Below are 23,511 nucleotides of genomic sequence, written 5' to 3' on the forward strand. Positions count from 1 at the left end.
CTGGAGTCATGAGCAGCTCTTCCTTCACCCTGAACAACGGCGTGCAGATCCCGCCCGTCGGGTTCGGCGTCTTCCAGACCCCGCCGGATGAGACGGTCACCGCCGTGCAGACCGCGCTGGAGGTCGGCTACCGGCACATCGACACCGCCGCGGCCTACGGCAACGAACGGGAGGTCGGCGAGGCACTCCGGCGCTCCGACGTCGACCGGTCGGAGGTCTTCGTCGAGACCAAGATCTGGATCAGCGACTACGGCTACGACAAGACGCTGCACGCGTTCGACAAGAGCGCCGGGAAGCTGGGACTCAACCAGGTCGACCTGCTCATCCTGCACCAGCCGCTGCCGGGTGAGTTCGAGCTGACCATCGGTGCCTACAAGGCGCTGGAGAAGCTGCTGGCCGCCGGTGACGTTCGGGCGATCGGGGTCTCCAACTTCATGCCCGAGCACCTCACCCGGCTGCTGGCCGAGACGACCGTCGTTCCCGCCGTGAACCAGATCGAGGTGCACCCGTACTTCCGGCAGTCCCAGCTGCTCAACCTCGATGCCGAGCACGGGATCCTGTCCCAGGCGTGGTCGCCGATCGGCGGCATCACGTTCTACCGCGACGGCTCGCACGGCAGCACGCTGCAGGACCCGACCATCGGCAAGATCGCGGCCGCGCACGGCAAGACGCCCGCGCAGGTCATGCTGCGTTGGCACCTGCAGCAGGGCCGCCAGGTGATCCCCAAGTCGGTCACCCCGTCCCGCATCGCGGAGAACTTCGACGTCTTCGACTTCGAGCTCACCGGCGAGCAGCTCGCCGCCATCGACGCCCTGGACACCGGAGTACGCGGTGGGCCGGAGCCGGCCGACATCACCCGCGCGAACTTCGGCCGCGAGATCCCCGAGGCCTGAGCGTGGACAACGGCAACACCGAGACCGCCACCGGCATCCGCGACGCCGTCCTCGCCAACTACGCGGCGCAGTGCCAGGCGATGGTCGCCGGGGACGCCGGCGCGCTCGGCGCGCTGCTGGCCGAGGACTTCACGCTGGTCCACATGACCGGCTACCGGCAGCCGAAGGCCGAGTGGCTCTCCGACGTCCGGTCCGGGCAGATGACCTACCACTCCGTGGAGGACGTCGACGTGTCGGTCGACGTGTCCGGGGAGGCCCCGGTGGTCACCGCGCGAACGCGCGCGGCGGCCACCATCTGGGGCGCGACCGGCACGTGGCCGCTCCAGCTGCGCATCTCCTTCGCCCATGACGGCACCGCATGGGTCGCGGCCGGGACCGTCGCCTCCACCTGGCACTGACCGCCAGCGCCCGCACACCGACGACAGGAACCGAGGGCAGGCCATGAACGGCCTCGAGATCACCGTGACGCTGGGCGCCGCGGTCTTCGCTGGCACGGTGCTGGCACCCCGCCTGCGGATGGCGACCCCGCTGCTCCTGCTCCTGCTGGGGGTCGCGCTGGGGTTCGTCCCCGAACTGCGCCACATCGAGCTGCACCCGGAGATGGTGCTGCTGATCTTCCTGCCGGTGATGCTCTTCTGGGAGAGCCTGACCACGTCCCTGCGCTCGATCCGGCGGGACTTCCGGGGCATCATGATCATGAGCACGCTGTTGGTGGTCGCGACCGCCTTCGCCGTCGCCGGCATCGCGCACGCCCTCGGCATCCCGTGGGCTGCCGCGTTGGTGCTCGGAGCGGCCGTGGCGCCGCCCGATGCCACCGCCGTCGCCGCGCTGGGGCGCACCCTGCCGCACCGCAACTTCATGCTGCTCAAGGCCGAGAGCCTGACCAACGACGGCACCGCACTCGTGGTCTACGCCATCGCCGTCGGGATCGCGGTCGGCGGCGACTACACCGCACTCGACGTCACCGGACTCGTCGCACGGTCCTACCTCGGCGGGCTGGCCGTCGGGGCTGCGGTGGCAGGCGCGGCGTACCTGCTGCTCCGGCCGCTGCGCGATGCCACGCCGATCAACATCGGCCTGCTGCTCGTCCCGTTCGTCGCCTACCTCCTGGCGGAGCTGATCGGCGCTTCCGGCGTGCTCGCCGTCGTCGTCGCCGGCCTCGCCGTCGGGTACGCCTCGGCGCGGATCAGCACCGCGGCGTCCCGCCGGCAGACGGAGTCGGCCTGGCCGCTGGGCGCGCAACTGCTCAACGGCGCGCTGTTCGTGCTCATCGGGCTGGAGGCGCAGGTCGTCGTCCGGGAGCTGGGCATCGCCGACGTCGGCCGGCTGCTCGGGGTCGTGGTGGCGGTGTGGGTCGGGCTGCTGGTCGTCCGGTTCGTCTTCCAGACCCTCAGCGTCGCGCTGATCCGGCTGCTGGACCGCCGGCCCTCCCAGCGGGCGCGGCGGATGAGCTACCGGGCCCGCGTGGTCAGCGCGGTCGCCGGGTTCCGCGGCGCCGTCTCGCTCGCCATCGCGCTGTCGGTGCCGCTGGCGCTGGAGAACGGGGCACCCTTCCCGGGGCGGGACGACATCGTGTTCGTCACCACCGGGGTCATCGTCCTGACGCTGCTGGTCCAGGGCCCGCTGCTGCCGGTCGTGGTGCGGTGGGCGCGACTGCCGGCGGATTCCGCCCTGGACGATGAGCTGGAGCTGGCCGAGCGGGCGCTCACCACCACCACGGTCACCGCCATCGGTGAGCTGGCCGACGAGCACGGCATCAGCGACGAGGTCCGCGACCGGGTCGGCCGCGACTACGCCGAGCACCTGCGCATCGTCGAGGCCAACCACGCCGACCGTCGCCGCACGTCCGGTCCGGTCCGGACCGACGTCAACGATGATGCGGCCGCCGGGCTCGTGCCCGTGCCCCAGCCGGTGGCGCTCGCCGAGGCGTCGCCGCTGGCCCGCGACGAGGAGTACCGCCGGCTCCGCCTGGCCCTGCTGGACCGCAAGCGCGAGGTCCTGCTCCGGCTGCGCCGCGAGGGCGCCATCGACGACTCCGTGGCGCGCCGCGTGCAGACCCGGATCGACCTCGAAGAACTCCGGCTCACCGGCGTCGACCCCGTCGACTGACGGCGCGCCGCCCACCCCACCCACCACCGAGCGGCTCCGGCCGTCCCCAGGAGATCCCATGCCCAGCTCACCCACGTCCGTGCTCGTCGTCGGGGCCACCGGCGGCATCGGCCGCCGGGTCGTCGCCGCCGCGCAGCGGCACGGCCTCGACGTCCGCGCACTCGTCCGCGACCCGGCCAGCGCCGAGCGGCTCCTGCCCGGCGCCGACCTCGTTCCCGGCGACCTCGAGAAGCCCGACACCCTCCACACGGCCGTCTCCGGCGTCGACGCCGTCGTGTTCACCCACGGCGGCAACGGCAGCCCCGACGCCGCCCGCCGCATCGACTACGGCGGCGTCGCCGCCGTCCTGCACGCCCTCGACGGCCGCACGCCCCGGCTCGCGCTGATGACCTCCATCGGCGTCAGCCGCCGCGGCGCCTACGGCGGCAGCACCGGCCAGCTGCTGGACTGGAAGCGGCGCTCCGAACGGCTGGTCCGCGCCAGCGGCGCCCCCTACACGATCGTCCGCCCGGGCTGGTTCGACGCCGTCGGCGCCGGCGACGACCGGCTCGTCCTCGAGCAGACCGACACCGGCAACGGCGGCATCGGCCGCGACCAGCTCGCCGAGGTCCTCGTCCGCAGCCTGCTCACCGACACCGCGGCCGGCCGGACCTTCGAGCTGTTCGCCGAGGCCGGCCCGGCCCCGACGGACTGGTCCGGCCTGTTCGGCGCTCTGACGCCCGACCCCGCCGGCGCGCTGGACGCGGCCGGCGACCCCGCCACCCAGCCGCCGGTCGCCGAGGAACCGCCCGCGGTGCAGGACGACCTGGCACGCCTCGCCCGCTGACCGGCCCCGGGGGGCACTACCAGTACCCCGAACGACAGGCACTCCCGCGCCGCCGCGGCCCGGGGTTGCCTGGAGCCCGACCCCCGAACAGAAAGGCACGACCTCGTGCGAGCAACAGTGATGTACGGCGCCGGCGACGTGCGGGTGGAGCAGCTGCCCGACCCGGTCGTCGAACAGCCCACCGACGCCCTGGTCCGGGTCGTCCGCACCTGCGTCTGCGGCAGCGACCTGCACCCCTACCACTCGATGCCGACCTCGGACCAGGGCACGCCGATGGGCCACGAGTTCATCGGCGTGGTCGAGGAGGTCGGCTCCGAGGTGGCCACGATCCGCCGCGGCGACTTCGTCATCGCCCCCTTCGCCTACTTCGACAACACCTGCGTCTTCTGCCGCGAGGGCCTGTCGACCTCCTGCGAGCACGGCGGCTTCTTCCGCACCGCGCAGGCCGAGGCGGTCCGCGTGCCGCTCGCCGACGGCACGCTGGTCAAGGCCCCGGTGGGCGAGGACTCCGCGCTGCTGCCCTCGCTGCTCACGCTGTCCGACGTGCTGATCACCGGCCACCACGCCGCCGTGCGCGGCCAGGTCGGCCCCGGCTCGTCGGTGACGGTCATCGGCGACGGCGCCGTCGGCCTGCTCGCCGCGCTGGCCGCCAAGCGGCTGGGCGCCGAGCAGATCGTGCTCATGGGCCGCCACCAGGCACGCACCGACCTCGGCCGGGAGTTCGGCGCCACCGACGTCGTCGCCGCCCGCGGTGAGGAGGGCATCACGGCGGTCCGCGAGCTGACCGGTGGCCACGGCAGCTCCGCCGTCCTGGAGTGCGTCGGGCATCTGCCCGCCTACGAGCAGGCCCGCGGCGTCGTACGCGCCGGGGGCGTGATCAGCCGGGTCGGCGTCCCGCAGTACGACCAGGCGCCGGCCGGCTTCGACCTGTTCGGCCGCAACATCACCCTCACCGGCGGCCCGGGGGCGCAGCGCTCCTACATCGAGGAGCTGCTACCCGACGTGCTCGAGGGCCGCATCGAGCCCGGCCGGGTGTTCGACCGCACCGTCGGTCTGGACGACGTCCCTGCGGGCTACAAGGCGATGGACTCCCGCGAGGCGCTCAAGGTGCTGGTTCGTCCCTGACCGCGTTCGACGGCTGCCCGCCGGGACGTCGTTCTCGGCGGTAGCCGTCGACCACTGGCCTGCGCGGTGCCCGACGGCGGCGCCGCCCGCACTCCGTCACACCGGAAGAAGGAGCCACCATGCAGTACCGACCGCTCGGCCGCACCGGCGTTCAGGTCAGCCCCCTGTGCCTCGGGGCGATGATGTTCGGCCCCTGGGGCAACGACGACCGCGCCGACTCCATCCGCATCATCCACCGGGCGCTCGACGCCGGGATCAACTTCGTCGACACCGCCGACGTCTACTCCGCCGGCGTCTCAGAGGAGATCGTCGGCGAGGCCCTGCAAGGCCGGCGCGACGACGTCGTCCTGGCCACCAAGTTCTTCATGCCGATGGGCGAGGACCCCAACTCACGCGGCGGTTCACGCCGCTGGATCATCCGCGAGGTCGAGAACTCGCTGCGGCGGCTGGGCACCGACTACATCGACCTGTACCAGGTGCACCGGCCCAGCCCGAGCACCGACGTCGAGGAGACCCTCGGGGCGCTGACCGACCTGGTCCGGCAGGGCAAGGTCCGCTACATCGGCTCCTCGTCGTACTCGGGCTCGCAGATCGTCGAGGCGCAGTGGGCCTCCCGCGAGCGGCACCTGGAGCGGTTCGTCACCGAGCAACCCCCGTACTCGATCCTCGTCCGGGGCATCGAGGAGGACGTCCTGCCGACCACGCAGCGGTACGGCATGGGGACGCTCACCTACAGCCCGCTGGCCGGCGGCTGGTTGTCCGGCCGCTGGCGCAAGGACGCCGCCGGAACGCCCACGTCGGCCGCCCGGCCCAGCGCCCGGTTCGACATGAGTAGCCCCGCCAACCAGCGCAAGCTCGACATCGTCGAGGACCTCGCCCAGCTCGCCGAGCAGACCGGCATCAGCCTCATCGAGATGGCGATCGCGTTCGTGCTCAACCACCCCGGCGTCACGTCGGCGATCGTCGGCCCGCGCACGATGGAGCAGTTGGAGTCCTACCTGCCGGCGGCGGACATCGCGCTGTCGACGGAGGTGCTCGACCGCATCGACAAGCTCGTCGCCCCCGGGGTGACGCTCAACCCGGACGACAACAGCTACGGCGACCACACACTCACGCCGACGGCACGACGCCGCTGACGGACGACAGGTGGCCGCTCCCGCTGGTGCGGGGGACGGCCGCCTGTGTGGGCCTGCTGCTCGGCTGTGGCCGGACCAGACCTGGACTCAGGTGTCAGCGTCGTCGGTGTGTCGGGCGTCGATGCCTTCCGGCCCACGTCGCTGCCTCGCTGCTGCTACGGCAGCGGTCCGCGACTCGTGGCCGGCGAGGTTGACAACGGGGCGTTCAGCGGTAGTTGGGAGTCTGCACCCAGCACCTGTCTGCGGCGGCTCGTGTGAGCGCCAGGTGTGAGCGAATCATGGTGGCTGCGCCGCCGGTTCTGTGAGTCGACGTGAGAAGGAGGGCTGCTCGTGACCAACCGTCTGGCCGCAGCCACCAGCCCCTACCTCCTGCAACACGCGGAAAATCCGGTCGACTGGTGGGAGTGGGGACCCGAGGCCTTCGAGGAGGCGCGGCGCCGCGATGTACCTGTCCTTCTGAGTGTGGGATACGCGGCCTGCCACTGGTGCCACGTCATGGCGCACGAGTCGTTCGAGGACGCGGCGACGGCCGCGCAGATGAACGAGCACTTCGTCTGCGTCAAGGTCGACCGCGAGGAGCGCCCGGACGTCGACAACGTCTACATGACCGCCACCCAGGCACTCACCGGGCAGGGCGGGTGGCCGATGACCGTCTTCGCCACCCCGGACGGCCGGCCCTTCTACTGCGGCACCTACTTCCCGCCCCGGCCGGCCCACGGCATGCCCGCCTTCCGGCAGCTCCTCGCCGCGATGACCGACGCCTGGCGGACCCAGCGCGACCAGGTCGAGGACGCCGGTGGCCGGGTCGCCGCCGCGATCTCCAACCGGCTCGAGCTCGAGCCCGCGCCCCTGTCGGCGGAGCTGCTCGACACGGCGGTGGACGCGCTGCAGGGCAGCTACGACCGGCGCGCCGGCGGCTTCGACACCGCGCCGAAGTTCCCGCCGTCGATGCTGCTGGAGTTCCTGCTCCGCCACGCCGCCCGCACCGGGGACGACCGCGCGCTGGGCATGGCACGCGGCACCCTCGAGGCGATGGCCCGCGGCGGCATCTACGACCAGCTCGCCGGCGGCTTCGCGCGGTACTCGGTCGACGCCGGCTGGGTCGTGCCGCACTTCGAGAAGATGCTCTACGACAACGCCCTGCTGCTGCGCGCCTGCACGCACCTGTGGCGGGCGACCGGCGAGCACTGGGCCCGCCGCGTCGCCGACGAGACCGCCGCCTTCCTGCTGCGCGACCTCGCCACCCGGGAGGGCGGCTTCGCCTCGGCGCTCGACGCCGACACCGACGGGGTGGAGGGGCTCACCTACGTGTGGACGCCGGACCAGCTCGTCGAGGTGCTCGGTGCGGACGACGGAGGGTGGGCCGCCGAGGCCTTCCGGGTGACCGCCGCCGGCACCTTCGAGCACGGCGCCTCCACGCTGCAGCTGCTCGCGGACCCGGAGGACGTCGACCGGCTGGCCGACGTCCGGCGCCGGCTGCTCGAGGCGCGGGGACGGCGGCCGCAGCCGGCCCGCGACGACAAGGTGGTGACCGCCTGGAACGGGCTGGCCATCGCGGCGCTGGCCGACCACGGCGTCCTCACCGGCTCCGCGGAGTCGATCGATGCCGCCCGCCGCGCCGCCGAGCTGCTCGCCGGGACGCACTGGGTGGACGGGCGGCTGCGCCGCGTCTCCCGGGACGGCGTCGCCGGTTCCCCGGCGGGCGTGCTCGAGGACTACGGCGACCTGGCCGAAGGGCTGCTCGCCCTGCACCAGGCGACCGCCGAGGGCCGCTGGCTGGAGCTGGCCGGCGACCTGCTCGACGTCGTCGCCGAGCAGTTCGTCGACCCCGAGGGCTGGCACGACACGGCCGCCGACGCCGAGGCGCTGGTGCACCGGCCCTACGACCCGACCGACGGCCCGACTCCCGCCGGCGTCGCGGCCGCGGCGGGCGCCGCCGTGGGCTACGGCGCGCTCGCCGGTTCGCCGCGCCACCGGGAGCTGGGCGAGGCCGCGCTGGCCGGGCTGGCGCGGCTGGTGGAGCGGGCACCGCGGGCGGCGGGCTGGGCGGCGGCAGTGGGGGAGGCGCTGCTCGCCGGGCCGCTGGAGGTGGCGGTCAGCGGGCCGGCCGGGCCGGAGCGGGACGCGCTCGCCGCGGCGGCGCGGGCGTCCACCAGTCCCGGCGCGGTCGTCGTCGCCGGGGAGCCGGGCACCCCGGGGGTACCGCTGCTCGCCGACCGGCCGCTGGTGGGCGGCCGTCCGGCCGCGTACGTGTGCCGCGGCTTCGTCTGCTCCGCGCCTGTCACGGATGTGTCCGCTCTGAGCGCAGCGATGGCTTCTTCCTGACGGCCACCGACCGGCTTACCGTGTAACTGTGTAATCAGCACGGATGCCGGGAGGGCGTCATGCACGCACATCGATTCGCCGGGGGACCGTTCGGCCGGGAGTTCGGCCGCGGCTGGGGCGGCCGGGGCCGCGGGTTCGGCGGCCGCGGACGCGGCGCCGAGGCGTCGCCGCCGGTCGACCGGGCAGAGGTCGCGGGATGGCTGGCCGGCCGGCTGCCCGACGGGTGGTTCACCGGGCCGGTCGAGCTGGTCATCGACCGCGACGAGATCACCGTGCTCGGCACGCTGGCCGAGCCGGAGGCGGGCGAAGGTGATCCGGCCGCCGCGCGCGCCGGCCGGATCGCGCGGTTCCGGGAGGAGACCCGCGAGCAGCGGATGGCGATCCACGACGCCGCCCAGGAGCGGTACGGCCGGTCGGTCGCCTGGGGCGCGGTCTGCGGCGACACCCGGGAGGTGTTCACCAACCTGTCGGTGCCGGTCATGACCCGGCTCCGGCAGCCCGAGCGGCTGGTCCTCGACACCCTGGTCGACGCCGGGGTCGCGCGCTCCCGCTCCGAGGCGCTGGCCTGGGCGGTCCGGCTGGTCGGCCAGCACGCCGAGGAGTGGCTGGGCGAGCTGCGCGACGCGATGGCCTCGGTCGAGGAGGTGCGCTCGCGCGGGCCGAACCTGAGCTGACCTGCCACGCTCCGGGCATGGCCGACCCGGCACTCCTGCGGACGGCGCGCGAGCCGCTGTCGGATGCCGACCGCGCCGAGCTGGGCGCTCTCGCCGACCGGATCCCGCTGTTCGGCTGAACGTCGGGGACACTGGGGCGCGTGCCAGCCAGTGCCGCCGAGCCGACCTCGACCGACGTCCTCGTCGTGGGCGCCGGGCCGGCCGGATCGGCCGCGGCGGCCTGGGCGGCGCGGGCCGGGCGCGACGTCGTCCTGGCCGACGCGGCGGTCTTCCCGCGCGACAAGGCCTGCGGTGACGGGCTGACGCCGCGGGCGATCGCCGAGCTCGACCTGCTGGGCCTGGGGGAGTGGGTGCGCAAGCGCGGCCGCAACCGGGGCCTGCGCGCGGCCGGGTTCGGCCAGGAGCTGCTGCTGCCCTGGCCCGGCGGCACGCTGCCCGACCACGGCGGCGCGGTGCCGCGCACCGAGCTCGACGCCCGGATCCGCGAGGTGGCCCTGACCGACGGCGCCGTCCCGGTGGAGGGCGCGCGGGCCGTCGACGTCGAGCGGGACGGCGACCGCGTGACCGGCGTCGTCCTCGACCGGGGCGACGGCGTCCGGACGACGATCCGCTGCGAGCGGCTGGTGGTGGCCGACGGCGCGCGCTCGCCGCTGGGCCGCGTGCTCGGCCGCGAGTGGCACCGCGACACGGCGTACGGCGTGGCGGCGCGGGGGTACATCCGCTCGGGCCGCAGCGACGACGAGTGGATCTCCTCGCACCTGGAGCTGCGGGGCGTCGACGGGGAGCTGCTGTCCGGCTACGGCTGGGTGTTCCCGCTCGGCGACGGCGAGGTGAACATCGGCGTGGGCACGCTGGCGACCGCGAAGCGTCCCGCCGGTGTGCAGTTGCGCGCGCTGATGGCGGCCTACGCGGAGGCCCGCCGGGAGGAGTGGCAGCTCGACGGCGACGTCCGCGCGCCGGCGTCCGCCCTGCTGCCGATGGGCGGCGCGGTGTCCGGGGTCGCGGGGCGCAACTGGGCGCTGGTGGGCGACGCGGCCGGCTGCGTGAACCCGCTCAACGGTGAGGGGATCGACTACGGCCTGGAGACCGGCCGCGACCTCGCCGGGCTGCTCGACGAGGCGGACTGGTCGCGGGCGTGGCCGGCGACCCTGCGCCGCAACTACGGGGCGGCGTTCTCGATCGCCCGCCGGCTGGCCGGACTGCTCACGCTGCCCCGGCTGCTGCCGGCGGCGGGGCCGGTCGGCATGCGCTCGCGGGTGCTGATGACGATCGCGCTGCGGGTCATGGGCAACCTGGTCACCGACGAGGACGCCGACGTCGTCGCCCGGGTGTGGCGCCGGGCCGGCACGTGGTCGACCCGCCGCGACCCCCGCCCGCCCTGGACCTGAGCTTCATCGCGACAAAGCGCGCGTGCTTTGTCGCGATAAAGCACGCGTCCTTTGTCGCGATAAAGCTCAGGCGACGAACGGGCTGTTGTACATCGCGAAGTAGACGGCGATGTAGTGGCAGATCGCGGCGACGATGGTCATCGCGTGGAAGACCTCGTGGTAGCCGAAGACGCCGGGCCACGGGTTGGGCTTCTTGATCGCGTAGGCCACGCCGCCCAGCGTGTAGAGGACGCCGCCGGCCGCCAGCAGCACCATCGACGTCACCCCGGCGATGTGCAGGATGTCGGTGAGCACGAAGACGGCGACCCAGCCGAGCGCCACGTAGAGCGGGACGCCGATCCAGCGCGGCGCGGTGGGCCAGGTGAGCTTGAGCGTGACCCCGGCCAGCGCACCCACCCAGACGATGCCCAGCACCCAGTAGCCGGCCGGCTGGTCGACCGCCAGCAGCGAGAACGGGGTGTAGGTGCCGGCGATGAACAGGAAGATCATCGAGTGGTCGAGCCGTTTCATGATCTTCCAGCCGCGCGGTGACCAGCGGCGGCGGTGGTAGAGCGCGCTGGTGCCGAACAGCCCGCAGATCGTCAGGCAGTAGATCGCGACGGAGAAGCCGGCCCGGGCGCCGAGCACGGCGGCCAGCGGGATGAGCACGGCCCCGGCGGCGATCGCGCCGAAGAACGCGAACAGGTGCAGCCAGCCGCGCAGCCGCGGCCGGGTGTCGGGGTGGTCCCAGTCGTCGTCGGCGAAGTCGGCGGCGGTCCACGTCTGCTGGACCTGCTCGCCCTCCTCGAGGACGGCGGTCACGGCCTGCGCGCGCGGAGCTTCGAGTTCTGCCTCGTCGGCCTCCACCCGGACGGGTTCCTGGTCGGGGGGGAGCGCGCTCATGCACCGAGGTTACGGATCCGTAGGTCGGTCGGCACCATGAGCCGGCTGTGAGCTTTCCTGCCGGCTGCCGCTGGTATCCGCCGAGGTCGCGGGGCATGCCGGGAAGCGGACCGGGTGGGGCCTACTGTGACCCCTCGTGGGGGCGCGCCAGAGGGTCCGCGACGTACTGACCCGGGTCTACGAACGGCGCCTCGCGGGGGCGCTCGAGGGCGCGGACATCCCTCGTCACGTCGGCGTGATCATCGACGGCAACCGGCGCTGGGCCCGCTCGATCGGGCTGGACGACGTCAACGCCGGGCACCGCGTGGGCGCGGACAAGATCGTCGACTTCCTCGGCTGGTGCGACGAGGCCGGCGTCGAGCTCGTCACGCTCTTCCTGCTGTCGACCGACAACCTCTCCCGCGCCGAGCCGGAGCTGCTGCCGCTGCTGCGGATCATCGAGGGGGTCGCCGAGGACCTCTCCGCCGTCCACCGGCGCTGGAACCTGCGGGCGGTGGGTGCCCTCGAGCTGCTGCCGGCCGAGACGGTCGTCGTCCTCAAGCAGGCCGAGGAGCTCACCCGGGACCGGCCGGGGGCGACGGTCAACCTGGCCGTCGGCTACGGCGGACGGCGGGAGATCGCCGACGCGGTCCGCTCCCTGCTGGCCGAGCACGCCGAGCGCGGGACCAGCCTCGACGAGCTGGTGGAGGTCCTCGACGTCGAGCACATCGCCGAGCACCTCTACACGCGCGGACAGCCGGACCCCGACCTGATCATCCGGACCAGCGGCGAGCAGCGGCTGTCCGGCTTCCTGCTCTGGCAGACCGCACACGCGGAGTTCTACTTCACCGACGTCTACTGGCCCGACTTCCGGCGGGTGGACTTCCTGCGGGCGCTGCGCGATTACTCCGCACGGCATCGCCGGTTCGGGAGCTGACAGACTCGCGGCATGGTCGACGTCCCCCTCGAGTACGTTCGCCTGGGCCTGCGGTTCGACCGGCTGGAGTCCGGCTTCGTCGACGCCTACACCGGCGATCCGCGGATCCGCGCCGAGGTCGTGGACGAGCCGGCCCCGACCCCGCACGGCCTGCGCGACCAGGCCCGCGGGCTGCTGCGCGAGCTCGAGTCCGCCGACCTGCCGGCCGATCGGACGGCGTTCCTCCGCGGGCAGCTGACCGGCCTGGAGTGCACCGCGCGGAAGATGAGCGACGAGCCGGTCGCCTTCCTCGACGAGGTGGCCGCCTACTTCCAGGTCGACGTCGAGCTCGGCGATCCGGCCGTCTACGCGGCCGCGCACGCCGAGCTCGAGGCGCTGCTGCCGGGCAGCGGCACGCTGGCCGAGCGCTTCGCCGTCCATCGCCGCCGGGAGGAGTGCCCGCCGGACCGCCTCGAGGAGGCCGTGCTCGCGCTGTCGAGCGCGCTGCGCGACCGGGTCCGGCTGGACTACGGCCTGCCGGACGCCGAGACCGTCAAGTACGAGGTCGTCACCGACCAGCCGTGGTCCGGGTTCAACTACTACGAGGGCGCCTTCCGCTCCCGCGTGGCGATCAACGCCGACCTGCCGCACCGCCTCGGCCAGCTGCCGCACCTGGTGGCGCACGAGTCCTATCCCGGTCACCACACCGAGCACTGCCGCAAGGAGATGGGCCTGGTCGAGCTGGCCGACCGGCCCGAGCACACCGTCTTCCTCGTCAACACCCCGGAGTGCCTCATGGCCGAGGGGCTGGCCGACCTCGGCGTCGAGGCGTCCGTCGGCGACGGCTGGGGGCCGTGGGCGGCGGAGATCCTGGCCGACCTGGGTCTGCGCCTGGACGGCGATCTCGCCGAGCGGGTGACCGCGGCCGCCGCGCCGCTGAACCGGGTCCGCCAGGACGCCGCGATCCTGCTGCACGACCGCGGCGCCGACGCCGACGACGTGGTGGCGTTCCTCCAGCGGTGGTCGCTGGTCAGCACCGAGCGGGCGCGGCAGCAGCTGCGCTTCCTGACCCATCCGCTGTGGCGGGCCTACATCTCCACCTACGTCGAGGGCTTCGACCTGCTCTCCCGCTGGCTGGCCGCCCGGCCGGCGGGCCAGCCGGTGGCCGACCGGTTCCTCCGGCTGCTCGACGAGCCGCTGACGCCCGCCGTGGTGGCCGGCGAGCTGCGGGCCGCCTGAGCCCATGGCACGGCGCACTCCGCGGCAGGCCCGCGTCCTGGGGCTGTGGACGGCGGCGTGGCTGTTCGGACTGCTCCTCGTCCTGCTGCTGTGGCTCGGCGACCTCGCGCTGCAGTGGCCGGTGCTGCTGGTGCCCGGGCTCTGGGCGCTGGTCGCCGTCCGGCCGCGGGGTGGGCGTGCCGCCGTCCGGAGGGGCGACGCCGGTGAGCCGTGGCCGCCGGAGCCGCGCGGGCCCCGGGAGCCGCGGGAGCCGCGGCGGGAGCTGCCGCCGACCCGCGAGTTGCCGTGGCGGCCCGACGTCCCCCGGGATCGCCGCGAGGAGTGAGCCCGCTGTCCGCGGAGGCTGCGGCGGGGCACAGTGGGCGCATGTCGACGACGCGGCTGCTGCTGCTCGGGGCGGTCCGGATCTTCCAGCCGGTCCACGGGTACCTGCTGCGCCGCGAGCTGCTGAGCTGGCAGGTGGAGGACTGGGCGCACGTCAAGCCGGGGTCGATCTACTCGGGGCTGCGGACGCTGACCGCGCACGGCCTGCTCGAGGAGCTGCCCGGCGACCCGGTGTCCTACCGGCTCACCGCCGACGGCGAGGTCGAGTACCAGCGGCTGCTCGGCACCGCCCTGCGTCAGCCCGAGCCCGGGGACCCGGGCCGGCTGCTCGCCGGCCTGTGCTTCTTCACGACCCTGCCCCGCGCGGAGGTCCGGGAGGCGCTGCGCGCCCGGGACCTCGTGCTCGAGGCGACGGTGTCGGGGATGGCGTCGGCGGTGCGCAGCGTCGAGTCGTCGCGGATGGCGCCGGCCAGCACCGTCGAGCTGTTCCACGCCATCGGGGCGTGGGTGGCCGGCGAGCGGGCCTGGGTGCGCGACGTGTGCGCCCGCATCGACGCCGGCCACTACCGCTTCGCGGGCGAGGAGGGGGCGCCGGACCGCCCCGACGCCGGCGTCTGGCCGCCCGCCGTCCTGGCCGACGTGCCGCCCGGAAAACGCCTTGACCCTCCTCTAGTCAAAGTTGAATACTCGCGCGCGTGATCCACGCCCGCGGACTCGTCCGCACGTTCCGCAAGAAGAAGCAGGAGGTGCGCGCCGTCGACGGCGTGGACCTCGACGTGGCGGCCGGCGAGATCGTCGGCTTCCTGGGGCCCAACGGCGCCGGCAAGACCACCACCCTGCGCATGCTGACGACGCTGCTCGTGCCCACCGCCGGCACCGCCACCGTGGCCGGCTGCGACCTGCTGGCCGATCCGGTCGGCGTCCGCCGGCGCATCGGCTACGTCTCGCAGAGCGGCTCGACCCAGCCCGAGGCGCTGGCCGGCGAGGAGGTCGTCGACCACGCCCGGCTCTACGGCATGAGCACCGCCGACGCGACCGCCCGAGGCCAGCGGCTGTTCTCCGAGCTCGACCTCGAGGGGCTCTGGGACCGCAAGCCCAAGGCGATGTCCGGCGGCCAGCGCCGCCGGCTCGACATCGTGATGGGGCTGGTGCACGAGCCCGGCCTGATCTTCCTGGACGAGCCCACGACCGGTCTCGACCCGCAGGCGCGGGCCAACCTGTGGCAGCACATCCGCGGGCTGCGGGAGGAGCGGGGGACGACGGTCTTCCTCACCACCCACTACCTCGACGAGGCCGACGCCCTCTGCGACCGGATCCTCGTCATCGACCACGGCGTCATCGTCGCGTCGGGGACGCCGGACCAGCTGAAGTCCGGGGTCGGCGGCGACGTCCTCACCGTCACCGTCGCGGAGCCCGCCTCGACCGCCGAGGTCGCCCGGCTGGTCGGAGCGCTGCCCGGCGCGGAGGCGCCGCAGGTGCAGGACGACCGGGTCATCGGCCGGGTGCCCAACGGCGGCGCGGCGCTGGTGCGCCTGGTCCGCGAACTGGACACCACGGGGATCGAGGTCGCCGGCATCGAGAGCCGACGGCCCAGCCTGGACGACGTCTTCCTGCAGCTGACCGGGCGGTCGCTGCGCGAGGAGGGCGCCCCGACGTCCGCCGCCGCCCCGGAACCGGAAGGAGCCCTGCGATGACCCTTCCCGTGATGGGCAGCAGCGTGGCTCGCGACACCTGGACGATCTTCGCCCGCGCGATGCGGCTGTCGCTGCGCAACCCGACCTGGGTGGTCATCGGCCTGACCCAGCCGGTGCTCTACATCCTGCTGTTCGGGCCGCTGCTCAAGCCGCTGTCCGGCTCGCTGGGCACGGGCAACGCCTACCAGATCTTCGTGCCCGGGATCCTGATCCAGGTCGGGATGTTCGGTGCGCTGTTCGTCGGTTTCGGGCTGATCGCCGAGTGGCGGGCCGGCGTCATCGAGAGCCAGCGGGTCACCCCGGCCAGCCGGACGGCGCTGCTGCTCGGCCGCGTGCTGCGCGACGTCGTCGTCCTGCTGGTGCAGGGCACGCTGCTCGTGCTGGTCTCGATCCCGCTCGGGCTGCGCGCGCCGTTCGTCGGCGTCGTCCTGACCCTGGTGGTGGTCGCCCTGCTCGGGGCGGCGCTCTCGGCGGTGTCGTACGCGCTGGCCCTGACGCTGAAGAGCGAGGACGCGTTCGCGCCGCTGCTCAACGCGGTCGTGTTCCCGATCCTGCTGCTGTCGGGGATCCTGCTGCCGATGAGCCTCGCGCCGGGGTGGCTGCAGGGGATCAGCGACGTCAACCCCTTCAAGCACATCGTCGAGGGGGCGCGGTCGTTCTTCGCCGGCGACTACTCGACCCCGACGGCGTGGTGGGGGCTCGGCCTGACCGTCGTCCTGGCGGTGCTGGGCTGGGGGTTCGGCGTGCGGCGGTTCAAGCGCGAATCCAGCTGAGCAGCCTGGGTCTGCTGGGACGGTTGCGCCCCCTTCGGGTGAACGTTGTGTTCCATTCCGGGTCGGAACGGCGCTCTTGTCGGTGGGCGGACTTACCTTGCCGTTGGAGGGCGAGCACACCTCGCCGTCCACGGGAGGCCCGGTTGGTGCGGACGCGTTCGTCGACCAGGGGGGCCGGTGCCCGGCCCCTGTGCCGGGTCCCGGTCACCTTCGAGCCGGGGCGCAGCACGCGCCCCAGGGAGTCGACTCGTGAGTACTCGCCGCACGTACGTCCTCGACACCTCCGTCCTGCTCTCCGACCCCGGCGCGCTGCTGCGCTTCGGCGACTCCGACGTGGTGCTCCCGCTCGTCGTGATCGGGGAGCTGGAGGACAAGCGGCACCACCCGGAGCTCGGGTGGTTCGCCCGTCAGGCGCTGCGGATCCTCGACGACCTGCGGGTCGCGCACGGCCGCCTCGACGCGCCGGTCCCGGTCGGCGACGCCGGCGGCACGCTGCACGTCGAGCTGAACCACAGCGACGCCGCCGTCCTGCCGGCCGGGTTCCGCAGCGACAGCAACGACTCGCGGATCATGGTCGTGGCGCTCAACCTGCGGGCCGAGGGCCGGGACGTCTGCCTGATCACCAAGGACGTGCCGCTGCGGGTCAAGGCGGCGGCGGTCGGCCTGGACACCGACGAGTACCGGGTCCTTGACGCCGTCGACGCCGGGTGGACCGGCATGGCCGAGCTGTCCCTGGAGGACGCCGAGCTCGACGCGCTGTACGAGTCCGGCGAGGTCTTCGTCCCGGGCGCCGCCGAGCTGCCGCCGCACACCGGGCTGGTGCTGCTCTCCTCCCGCGGGTCGGCGCTCGGGCGGGTGACGCCGGACAAGCAGGTGCGGCTGGTCCGCGGCGACCGCGAGGCGTTCGGGCTGCACGGGCGGTCGGCCGAGCAGCGGGTGGCGCTGGACCTGCTGCTCGACCCGGAGATCGGCATCGTCTCGCTGGGCGGTCGGGCCGGCACCGGCAAGTCGGCGCTGGCGATCTGCGCCGGCCTGGAGTCGGTGATGGAACGGCGGGCGCACAAGAAGGTGGTCATCTTCCGCCCGCTGTACGCCGTGGGCGGGCAGGAGCTCGGGTACCTGCCGGGCACCGAGGGCGAGAAGATGTCACCCTGGGCGCAGGCGGTGTACGACACGCTCGGCGCGCTCGTCTCCCCGGCGGTGCTGGACGAGATCGCCGACCGCGGGCTGATCGAGGTGCTGCCGCTGACCCACATCCGTGGTCGCTCGCTTCACGACTCGTTCGTGATCGTCGACGAGGCGCAGTCCCTCGAGCGCGGCGTCCTGCTGACCGTGCTCTCCCGGTTGGGGTCGGGCTCGCGGGTGGTGCTCACCCACGACGTGGCGCAGCGGGACAACCTGCGGGTCGGCCGGCACGACGGCGTCACCGCGGTCATCGAGGCGCTCAAGGGCCACCCGCTGTTCGCGCACGTGACCCTCACCCGCTCGGAGCGCTCGCCGATCGCCGCCCTGGTCACCGAGATGCTGGAGGACCTCCCGCTGTAGCGCCGGCCCCCTGCGCTCTTGCGGTCTTCCACACGCTCCTGCGGTGCTGCACACGACCGCGGAAGCATGCGAAAGACCGCAAGAGTGCGGTCAGCGGCGCGCGAAGGCCCGGCGCAGGCGGTCGCCGATGACCGGCGGGCTGTCCAGTTCGCGCCAGGTCCAGCGGGCGACCTTCCAGCCGTGGTCCCGGATCTCGTCCTCCTCCCGCAGCTTCTCCTCGAAGACGGCGTCGCCCGGGTCCTGCCCGGGGCGCAGCAGGCGCCCGTACTTGATCCGTCCGCCGAATTCGGCCACCGTCCGCTGCTCGGGCCAGCCGAAGTCGCAGCGGGCCACCTCACTGCCGTCGGGCCGGTAGAGCTCCAACTGCAGATCTGGTGCGGGCAGGCGAAGCCGGTGCATGAGCACGCGGCTGCGGCTCTCGCCCGGGGTCTCGCTGCGGCCGTCGGCGAAGGCGACCTCGTCGTCGGGCAGGCGGGCGACGTGCAGGTGCACCCGCCCGGAACCGCTGCCGTGCGCCGGTGGGCGTCGGGTGACGTGCACCCGCCCGAGCGACACCTTCCACAGCGGCAGACCGTGCAGCACCGCGCCGGAGACATGGCTGACCACCGCGGGCACGCGCAGGCCGGCCACCGTCGCCCGGACCACCGCGACGTGCCGCGCCTCGCCCTCCAAGGTCGCGGCGTCCTGCAGGTAGGTGCCGCGTTGGAGTCGCGTGAGCTCCCGGCGGCGCACCAGCCGGGCGAGTTCGCCGTCGGTCACCCGTCGGCGAGGGCATCGGAACGGCGGAGCAGGTCGGTCACGACGCGAGCGTCGCGCGGCGCGCCCCCGCGGTCGCGGCTCCCGGCGCATCTGTGGACGACCGCTCTTGCGGTGCATTGCGCGCTCCTGCGGTCGTGCAACACCGCAGGAGCGGCAGCAACACCGCAAGAGCGCCGGGGCTAGAGGGTGGGGGAGGGCTCGGTCTCGGCGGGGTCGATGTCCGCGGCCGGGACCACGTCGCGCGGCCGTCCGGCCCAGCGCAGCAGGGCGACGACGACGTACCCGGCGACCAGGCACCACGGCAGGCGGCCGGTCATCTCCTCGACCGTCAGGTCCCCGTGCAGGTACAACGCCAGCAGCGGCAGGGCCAGCAGGAACCCGACCCCGAGGACGTCCCAGCGGAGCGGGCTCATGCCTCGAGCGTCTCCAGCCGCTCGCACAGCAGCGAGGCCCAGCGGTGCGGCGTCGCCGGGACGCCGTCGAGGAGGGCCACGGGGGTGTCGACCCGCGCGAGGACGGCGGCCGGGTCGGCGGACAGGTCGGCGTCCTGCACGACCAGCGCGTCGACGCGGGGCAGCCCGTCGAGCCACTGCTCGAGGTCCTCGGGCTTGCGGGTGGCCTCGACGACCGCCCACACCGCCGACGGCCCCCAGATCGCCAGCATCTGCGACATCCAGTAGGCGTCGGTCCGCAGCGGCGCGTCCACCGCGACGATCGTCATGGTGCCGGCGCGGGCGGCGTCCTGGCACCGGTCGATGGCCGCCTTGATGGTGGTCATCCGGCTGCCCTTCGGGGCCAGCGCGGCCAGGTCGCCGCGGGTCGCCCACTGCACGCGCTCGGGGTCCAGCCGCAGCGAGGCCGCCAGCGAGCGGGCCGCGCGCAGGGTCTCCACGCCCGGGCCGACCAGGAACAGCACCTCGCCGGGGCCCGTCGGCAGGGCCGGCGCCACGGGCAGCCGGCCGGCCAGGGCCGCGGTCAGGGCGGCGTAGGTGCCCTGTGTGGCGGCCGCGGCGGCGAAGTCCGCGCCCAGCACGTCGGCGGGGATGCCGAAGGACACCAGCCGGGCCGCCACGTCGCCGGTCGGCGCGGGGACGGCGGGCACCGGGGCGGGCTCCCCGATCGCGACGGGCTCCTCCACGACCGGGACGGCGGCGAGCGGCTCGGCGGCGGGGGCGGGTGCGGGCACGTCGGTCTCCTCGACCTCGGTCGACGCCGGCTCGACGAAGTCGACGTCGGGCAGCGGCGCGAAGGGCAGGCGGACCACGGTGGCCAGCGGGGTGGCGGGCGCCGACGACGCCATCGGCGCGGTCAGCGGAGCGGACGCCCGCGAGGACGCGGCAGCGGGGGACGGCACGGCCGGGCGAGACGCGGCCGGCGGCACCGGCGGCAGCCCACCGCGGCGGGCGGCCGAGGGCAGCGGCGGCAGCAGGGACAGCGGGGGCATCACCGTCGTGGCGTCCAGGGGCAGCGGCGCGGGGTCGCTGGCGGTCCGGGCCAGGGTTGCCATCGGCACCTCGGCGGCGACGTCGTCCACCGGCTCGGCGACGAGCTCGACCGGCGCCGGGACGACGGCCTCGACGACCGGGGGCTCCACGACCGGGGGCTCCACGACCGGGGGCTCCACGACCAGGGGTGCCGGCTCCGAGCCGGCCGCGGCCGGCTCGTGGAGCACGACCTCGGCGAAGATCGGCTCGTCGACGGCGATGTCCAGCGGCGCTGCCTCGGGCGTGACGTCGGCCCACACCGGCTCGGCCGGAGCGGGGTCCGCCCACAGCGGCTCGGCGGCCGGCGCCGGGTCCCAGGCGGGCAGCTCCGCCGGCACCTCGGCCGGCGGCTCGGCCACAAGCTCGGCCACGAGCTCGACCGGCACGTCCACCGGCGACGCGATCGACGCCGCGGCGGGGGACGACCCCGCGAGCACCGTCCGCAGGATGTCGGCCAGCGCCTCGTCCGACTGCCCCTGCGCGAGAGCGGCACGCAGGATGTCTGCGATGACGTCCTCGCGGGGGGAGGACGACGGGGCCTCGGCGGCCGGCAGCGCGGCCTCGGCCACCTCGGCCACCTCGGCCACCGGAGGCTCCGCGGCCCAGGCCGGGAAGGCCATCGGGCGCACGTCCGGGGACTGCTCGTTCTGCTCGTCCACCGGTTCCTCCTCCGGGTGCGCCGCACCCTGCTGTGCTGACTTCTCCGCCGCCCGGACGATCGCCGCCCAGTTCGGTCGGGGTGTTTCGGTCTCGCCGCGGTCGTCCGCGGTCTCCTGCAGGGCGTCCTGGACCGCCTGACGCACCTCACGGTCACCCGACACCATGCGGGCCAGGGCCGCGGTGAACGGGGAGGGGGACGACGACTCGCCGGTGCTGGAGACCACCGGTCCCTCGTCGTCCGTCTCCACCGTGGGCCACTCACGAACCGCCGTCACCGGCTCCGGGGTGAACGTGCGCGTGGCCTTCGCGGCGGCCTTGGCGGCCGGGGCCGCGGCGGACTTCCGGGCGCTCTCGGTGGGGGCCCGCTGGAAGGCGCTGCGGGTGTAGACCGGGACCGGCTCGGCCGCGGACTCCGGCGCGAGCAGACCGGCGAGCTCGTCGACCTTGTCGTCCTGCGACGCGGTGAACCGGGCGATGGACTCGGCGGCCGCGCGGGCCCGCTCCTCCAGCGATGCGGCGGGGGCGGCGGCGGGCGCCGTCCGCTCCGGGCGGGCCGGGACCTCGGGGTCGACCTCGGCCACGTAGCGCTCGGTCGCGAAGAACCCGAGCACCCCACCCGAGCGCACCCGCCGGACGCCGACGACCCGCGCCGTGGCCCCGAACTGCTCACGGGCCGCGGCGATCGCGTCGTCACGCGTGGCGGCCTCAACGGATCGCAACGGCACCGCTCACAACTCCCAGCGACTCGATCTGCGCTGTCCGGGACACCTCGGTGTAGGAGATCACCGGCAGCCTGGGCAGGACCTGGCGCACCAGGCGGGCCAGCGCGGCCCGCACCTGCGGGGAGCACACCAGGACGGGGGAGAGGCCCGACCGCTCGGCCTCCTCCAGCATTCCGGAGCAGCCGTGGACGAGGGCGTCCACGGTGCCGGCGTCGAGAGCGAGCACCTGGCCGCCGTCGGTCAGCCGGATCGACTCCAGCAGCCGCTGCTCGAAGGCCGGCTCGAGGGTCATGACGTGCAGCCGCTCGTCGGCGGTCACGTAGGGCTGGCTGATCGCCGAGCCGAGGGCCGAGCGGGCCGCCTCGACCAGGCCGTCGAGGTCGGTGGAGGTCTTCGCCCGCACCGAGAGCGCCTCGAAGATGCGCACCAGGTCGCGGATGGAGACGTTCTCCTCCAGCAGCGCGTGCAGCACCCGCTGGATCTCGCCCAGGGTGAGCAGTGCCGGGGTGAGCTCCTCGACGACGATCGGGTGCGAGCGGCGGATCATCTCGACCAGCAGCTTGACGTCCTCGCGGCCGAGCAGGTCGGCGGCGTTCTGCCGGACGACCTCGGCCAGGTGCGTGGTGATGACCGAGGAGCGGTCCACGACGGTCGCGCCGGACATCTCCGCCTGGCGCTGCAACTCGATCGGCACCCATTTGGCAGGCAGCCCGAAGACCGGCTCGCGGGTCGCCTTGCCGGGCAGCCCGTCGAGGTTGTCGCCGATCGCCAGCACGGTGCCGGCGGGCGACAGGCCCTTGGCCGCGGGGACGCCGTTGAGCCAGATGACGTACTGCGACGACGGCAGGTCCAGGTTGTCGCGGGTGCGCACCAGCGGGATGACCAGGCCGGTGTCCATGGCGACCTTCCGGCGCAGCGCCTTGACCCGGTCGAGCAGGTCGCCGCCGCGGGAGCTGTCGACGAGGTCGACCAGGTCGAAGGCGACCTCCAGCTCGAGGGGGTCGACCCGCATCTTCTCGGCGATCGCCTCCGGCGAGTCCGGCTTGGGCTCGTTCTCGGCCGCCAGCGCCAGCGCCTCGGCCTCCGGGTCCTCGACCGGGGCCTCCTTCATGCGCGCCGCCATGATCAGGAAGAGCCCGCCGACGATGAGGAACGGCAGCTTCGGCAGACCGGGGATCAGGCACAGCGCCACCGCCGCGCCGCCGGCGATGCGCAGCGGCTGCTTGTAGCGGCCCAGCTGGCCGAGCAGGTCGCTGCCCATGTCGCTCTCGGACGCCGAGCGGGTGACGATGATGCCGGTCGCGGTCGAGATGAGCAGCGCCGGGATCTGCGAGACCAGGCCGTCGCCGACCGACAGCAGCGAGTAGGTCGTGACGGCGTCGGCGGGCGCGATGCCGTTCTGCATGACGCCGATCGCGAACCCGCCGATCAGGTTGATCAGCGTGATGATGATCGCCGCGATCGCGTCGCCCTTGACGAACTTCGAGGCGCCGTCCATCGAGCCGTAGAAGTCGGCCTCGGAGGTGACCTCGGTGCGCCGCCTGCGCGCCGTCTTCTCGTCGATCAGGCCGGCGTTGAGGTCGGCGTCGATCGCCATCTGCTTGCCGGGCATGGCGTCGAGGGTGAAGCGGGCGCCGACCTCGGCCACGCGGCCGGCACCATTGGTGATGACGACGAACTGGATGATCGTCAGGATCACGAAGATCACGAGGCCGACGATCAGCGAGCCGCCGATCACGAAGTGGCCGAACGCCTCGATGACCTTGCCGGCGTAGCCGTCGGTGAGCACCAGCCGCGTCGACGACACGTTCAGCGCCAGCCGGAACAGCGTGGCGATGAGGATCAGCGACGGGAAGACGGCGAAGTCCAGCGACCGCTTGATCTGCATGGCGACCAGCAGGATCAGCAGCGACGCGGTGATGTTGAGGCCGATGAGCAGGTCGAGCACCGCCGCCGGCAGCGGGACGACGAGCATGAGCACGATCGCCACGACGCCGATGGGCACGGCGACCTTCGACACTCGGCTCACGTCGGCACACATCGGCAGTTGCCGACGCC

Annotated in this window: 21 protein-coding genes; 16 read left to right on the top strand and 5 right to left on the bottom strand. The window is 73.9% G+C overall.

Annotated features, from left to right (window positions below; all coding sequences use genetic code 11):
- The first annotated feature begins 8 nt into the window (after nucleotides 1–8).
- The 9 genes from AB3388_RS03510 to AB3388_RS03550 all read left to right on the top strand — a co-directional run bounded on the left by AB3388_RS03510 (nucleotide 9) and on the right by AB3388_RS03550 (nucleotide 10,476).
- The gene (locus AB3388_RS03510; RefSeq protein WP_495409366.1) at nucleotides 9–893 is read left to right on the top strand and encodes an aldo/keto reductase; all 885 of its coding nucleotides are present in this window, start codon (nucleotides 9–11) and stop codon (nucleotides 891–893) included.
- 2 nt (nucleotides 894–895) lie between these two features.
- Nucleotides 896–1,291 (top strand): nuclear transport factor 2 family protein, encoded by a 396-nt coding sequence (locus AB3388_RS03515; protein ID WP_495409367.1) that lies wholly within the window; start codon nucleotides 896–898, stop codon nucleotides 1,289–1,291.
- Between the two features lie 43 nt (nucleotides 1,292–1,334).
- Complete coding sequence (locus AB3388_RS03520; RefSeq protein ID WP_495409368.1) at nucleotides 1,335–3,002, top strand: Na+/H+ antiporter; 1,668 nt, start codon at nucleotides 1,335–1,337, stop codon at nucleotides 3,000–3,002.
- A gap of 58 nt (nucleotides 3,003–3,060) precedes the next feature.
- Nucleotides 3,061–3,828 carry an SDR family oxidoreductase gene (locus tag AB3388_RS03525; protein WP_495409369.1) on the top strand — a complete coding sequence of 256 codons (768 nt, stop codon included), beginning with the start codon at nucleotides 3,061–3,063 and terminating at the stop codon, nucleotides 3,826–3,828.
- Between the two features lie 105 nt (nucleotides 3,829–3,933).
- On the top strand, nucleotides 3,934–4,953 hold the full coding sequence (locus AB3388_RS03530) for a zinc-binding dehydrogenase (protein WP_495409370.1): 1,020 nt from the start codon (nucleotides 3,934–3,936) through the stop codon (nucleotides 4,951–4,953).
- A 119-nt stretch (nucleotides 4,954–5,072) separates the two neighbouring features.
- Nucleotides 5,073–6,089: an aldo/keto reductase gene (locus tag AB3388_RS03535; protein WP_495409371.1), complete on the top strand. Its 1,017-nt coding sequence runs from the start codon at nucleotides 5,073–5,075 to the stop codon at nucleotides 6,087–6,089.
- A 330-nt stretch (nucleotides 6,090–6,419) separates the two neighbouring features.
- Nucleotides 6,420–8,414, top strand: a complete 1,995-nt coding sequence (locus AB3388_RS03540; protein ID WP_495409372.1) for a thioredoxin domain-containing protein — start codon at nucleotides 6,420–6,422, stop codon at nucleotides 8,412–8,414.
- Nucleotides 8,415–8,473: 59 nt separating this feature from the next.
- Entirely contained in the window at nucleotides 8,474–9,088 is a 615-nt protein-coding gene (gene abmR / locus AB3388_RS03545; RefSeq protein ID WP_495409373.1) for an ATP-binding transcription factor AbmR, read from the top strand.
- Between the two features lie 140 nt (nucleotides 9,089–9,228).
- A complete protein-coding gene (locus AB3388_RS03550; protein ID WP_495409374.1) occupies nucleotides 9,229–10,476 on the top strand; it encodes a geranylgeranyl reductase family protein in 1,248 nt (415 codons plus the stop codon).
- 66 nt (nucleotides 10,477–10,542) lie between these two features.
- On the opposite strand, the gene trhA is transcribed toward AB3388_RS03550, so the two are convergent.
- Nucleotides 10,543–11,358, bottom strand: a complete 816-nt coding sequence (gene trhA, locus AB3388_RS03555; protein WP_495409375.1) for a PAQR family membrane homeostasis protein TrhA — start codon at nucleotides 11,356–11,358, stop codon at nucleotides 10,543–10,545.
- Between the two features lie 136 nt (nucleotides 11,359–11,494).
- Here trhA and AB3388_RS03560 point away from each other — a divergent pair, with 136 nt between their 5' ends.
- From AB3388_RS03560 to phoH2, 7 genes are all read left to right on the top strand, one after another.
- A complete protein-coding gene (locus AB3388_RS03560) occupies nucleotides 11,495–12,274 on the top strand; it encodes an isoprenyl transferase (RefSeq protein WP_495409376.1) in 780 nt (259 codons plus the stop codon).
- A 12-nt stretch (nucleotides 12,275–12,286) separates the two neighbouring features.
- Nucleotides 12,287–13,492, top strand: a complete 1,206-nt coding sequence (locus tag AB3388_RS03565; RefSeq protein WP_495409377.1) for a DUF885 domain-containing protein — start codon at nucleotides 12,287–12,289, stop codon at nucleotides 13,490–13,492.
- 4 nt (nucleotides 13,493–13,496) lie between these two features.
- Nucleotides 13,497–13,817: a hypothetical protein gene (locus AB3388_RS03570; protein WP_495409378.1), complete on the top strand. Its 321-nt coding sequence runs from the start codon at nucleotides 13,497–13,499 to the stop codon at nucleotides 13,815–13,817.
- Nucleotides 13,818–13,858: 41 nt separating this feature from the next.
- On the top strand, nucleotides 13,859–14,515 hold the full coding sequence (locus AB3388_RS03575) for a PadR family transcriptional regulator (RefSeq protein WP_495409379.1): 657 nt from the start codon (nucleotides 13,859–13,861) through the stop codon (nucleotides 14,513–14,515).
- Nucleotides 14,512–15,510 (top strand): ATP-binding cassette domain-containing protein, encoded by a 999-nt coding sequence (locus tag AB3388_RS03580; RefSeq protein ID WP_495409380.1) that lies wholly within the window; start codon nucleotides 14,512–14,514, stop codon nucleotides 15,508–15,510. The genes AB3388_RS03575 and AB3388_RS03580 overlap by 4 nt, the downstream gene beginning before the upstream one ends.
- On the top strand, nucleotides 15,507–16,283 hold the full coding sequence (locus tag AB3388_RS03585) for an ABC transporter permease (protein WP_495409381.1): 777 nt from the start codon (nucleotides 15,507–15,509) through the stop codon (nucleotides 16,281–16,283). The genes AB3388_RS03580 and AB3388_RS03585 overlap by 4 nt, the downstream gene beginning before the upstream one ends.
- A gap of 249 nt (nucleotides 16,284–16,532) precedes the next feature.
- Nucleotides 16,533–17,828, top strand: a complete 1,296-nt coding sequence (gene phoH2 / locus AB3388_RS03590; RefSeq protein ID WP_495409382.1) for an RNA 5'-3' helicase PhoH2 — start codon at nucleotides 16,533–16,535, stop codon at nucleotides 17,826–17,828.
- Nucleotides 17,829–17,918: 90 nt separating this feature from the next.
- Here the strand turns inward: phoH2 and AB3388_RS03595 are convergent, their stop codons facing one another.
- The 4 genes from AB3388_RS03595 to flhA all read right to left on the bottom strand — a co-directional run bounded on the left by AB3388_RS03595 (nucleotide 17,919) and on the right by flhA (nucleotide 23,482).
- On the bottom strand, nucleotides 17,919–18,587 hold the full coding sequence (locus tag AB3388_RS03595; protein WP_495409383.1) for a hypothetical protein: 669 nt from the start codon (nucleotides 18,585–18,587) through the stop codon (nucleotides 17,919–17,921).
- 179 nt (nucleotides 18,588–18,766) lie between these two features.
- Nucleotides 18,767–19,000 (bottom strand): hypothetical protein, encoded by a 234-nt coding sequence (locus AB3388_RS03600; RefSeq protein ID WP_495409384.1) that lies wholly within the window; start codon nucleotides 18,998–19,000, stop codon nucleotides 18,767–18,769.
- The gene (locus AB3388_RS03605; protein WP_495409385.1) at nucleotides 18,997–21,456 is read right to left on the bottom strand and encodes a hypothetical protein; all 2,460 of its coding nucleotides are present in this window, start codon (nucleotides 21,454–21,456) and stop codon (nucleotides 18,997–18,999) included. The genes AB3388_RS03600 and AB3388_RS03605 overlap by 4 nt, the downstream gene beginning before the upstream one ends.
- Nucleotides 21,437–23,482 (bottom strand): flagellar biosynthesis protein FlhA, encoded by a 2,046-nt coding sequence (gene flhA / locus AB3388_RS03610; protein WP_495409386.1) that lies wholly within the window; start codon nucleotides 23,480–23,482, stop codon nucleotides 21,437–21,439. The genes AB3388_RS03605 and flhA overlap by 20 nt, the downstream gene beginning before the upstream one ends.
- Nucleotides 23,483–23,511 lie beyond the last annotated feature (29 nt).

This window comes from Geodermatophilus sp. SMS 5-13, from assembly GCF_059428245.1.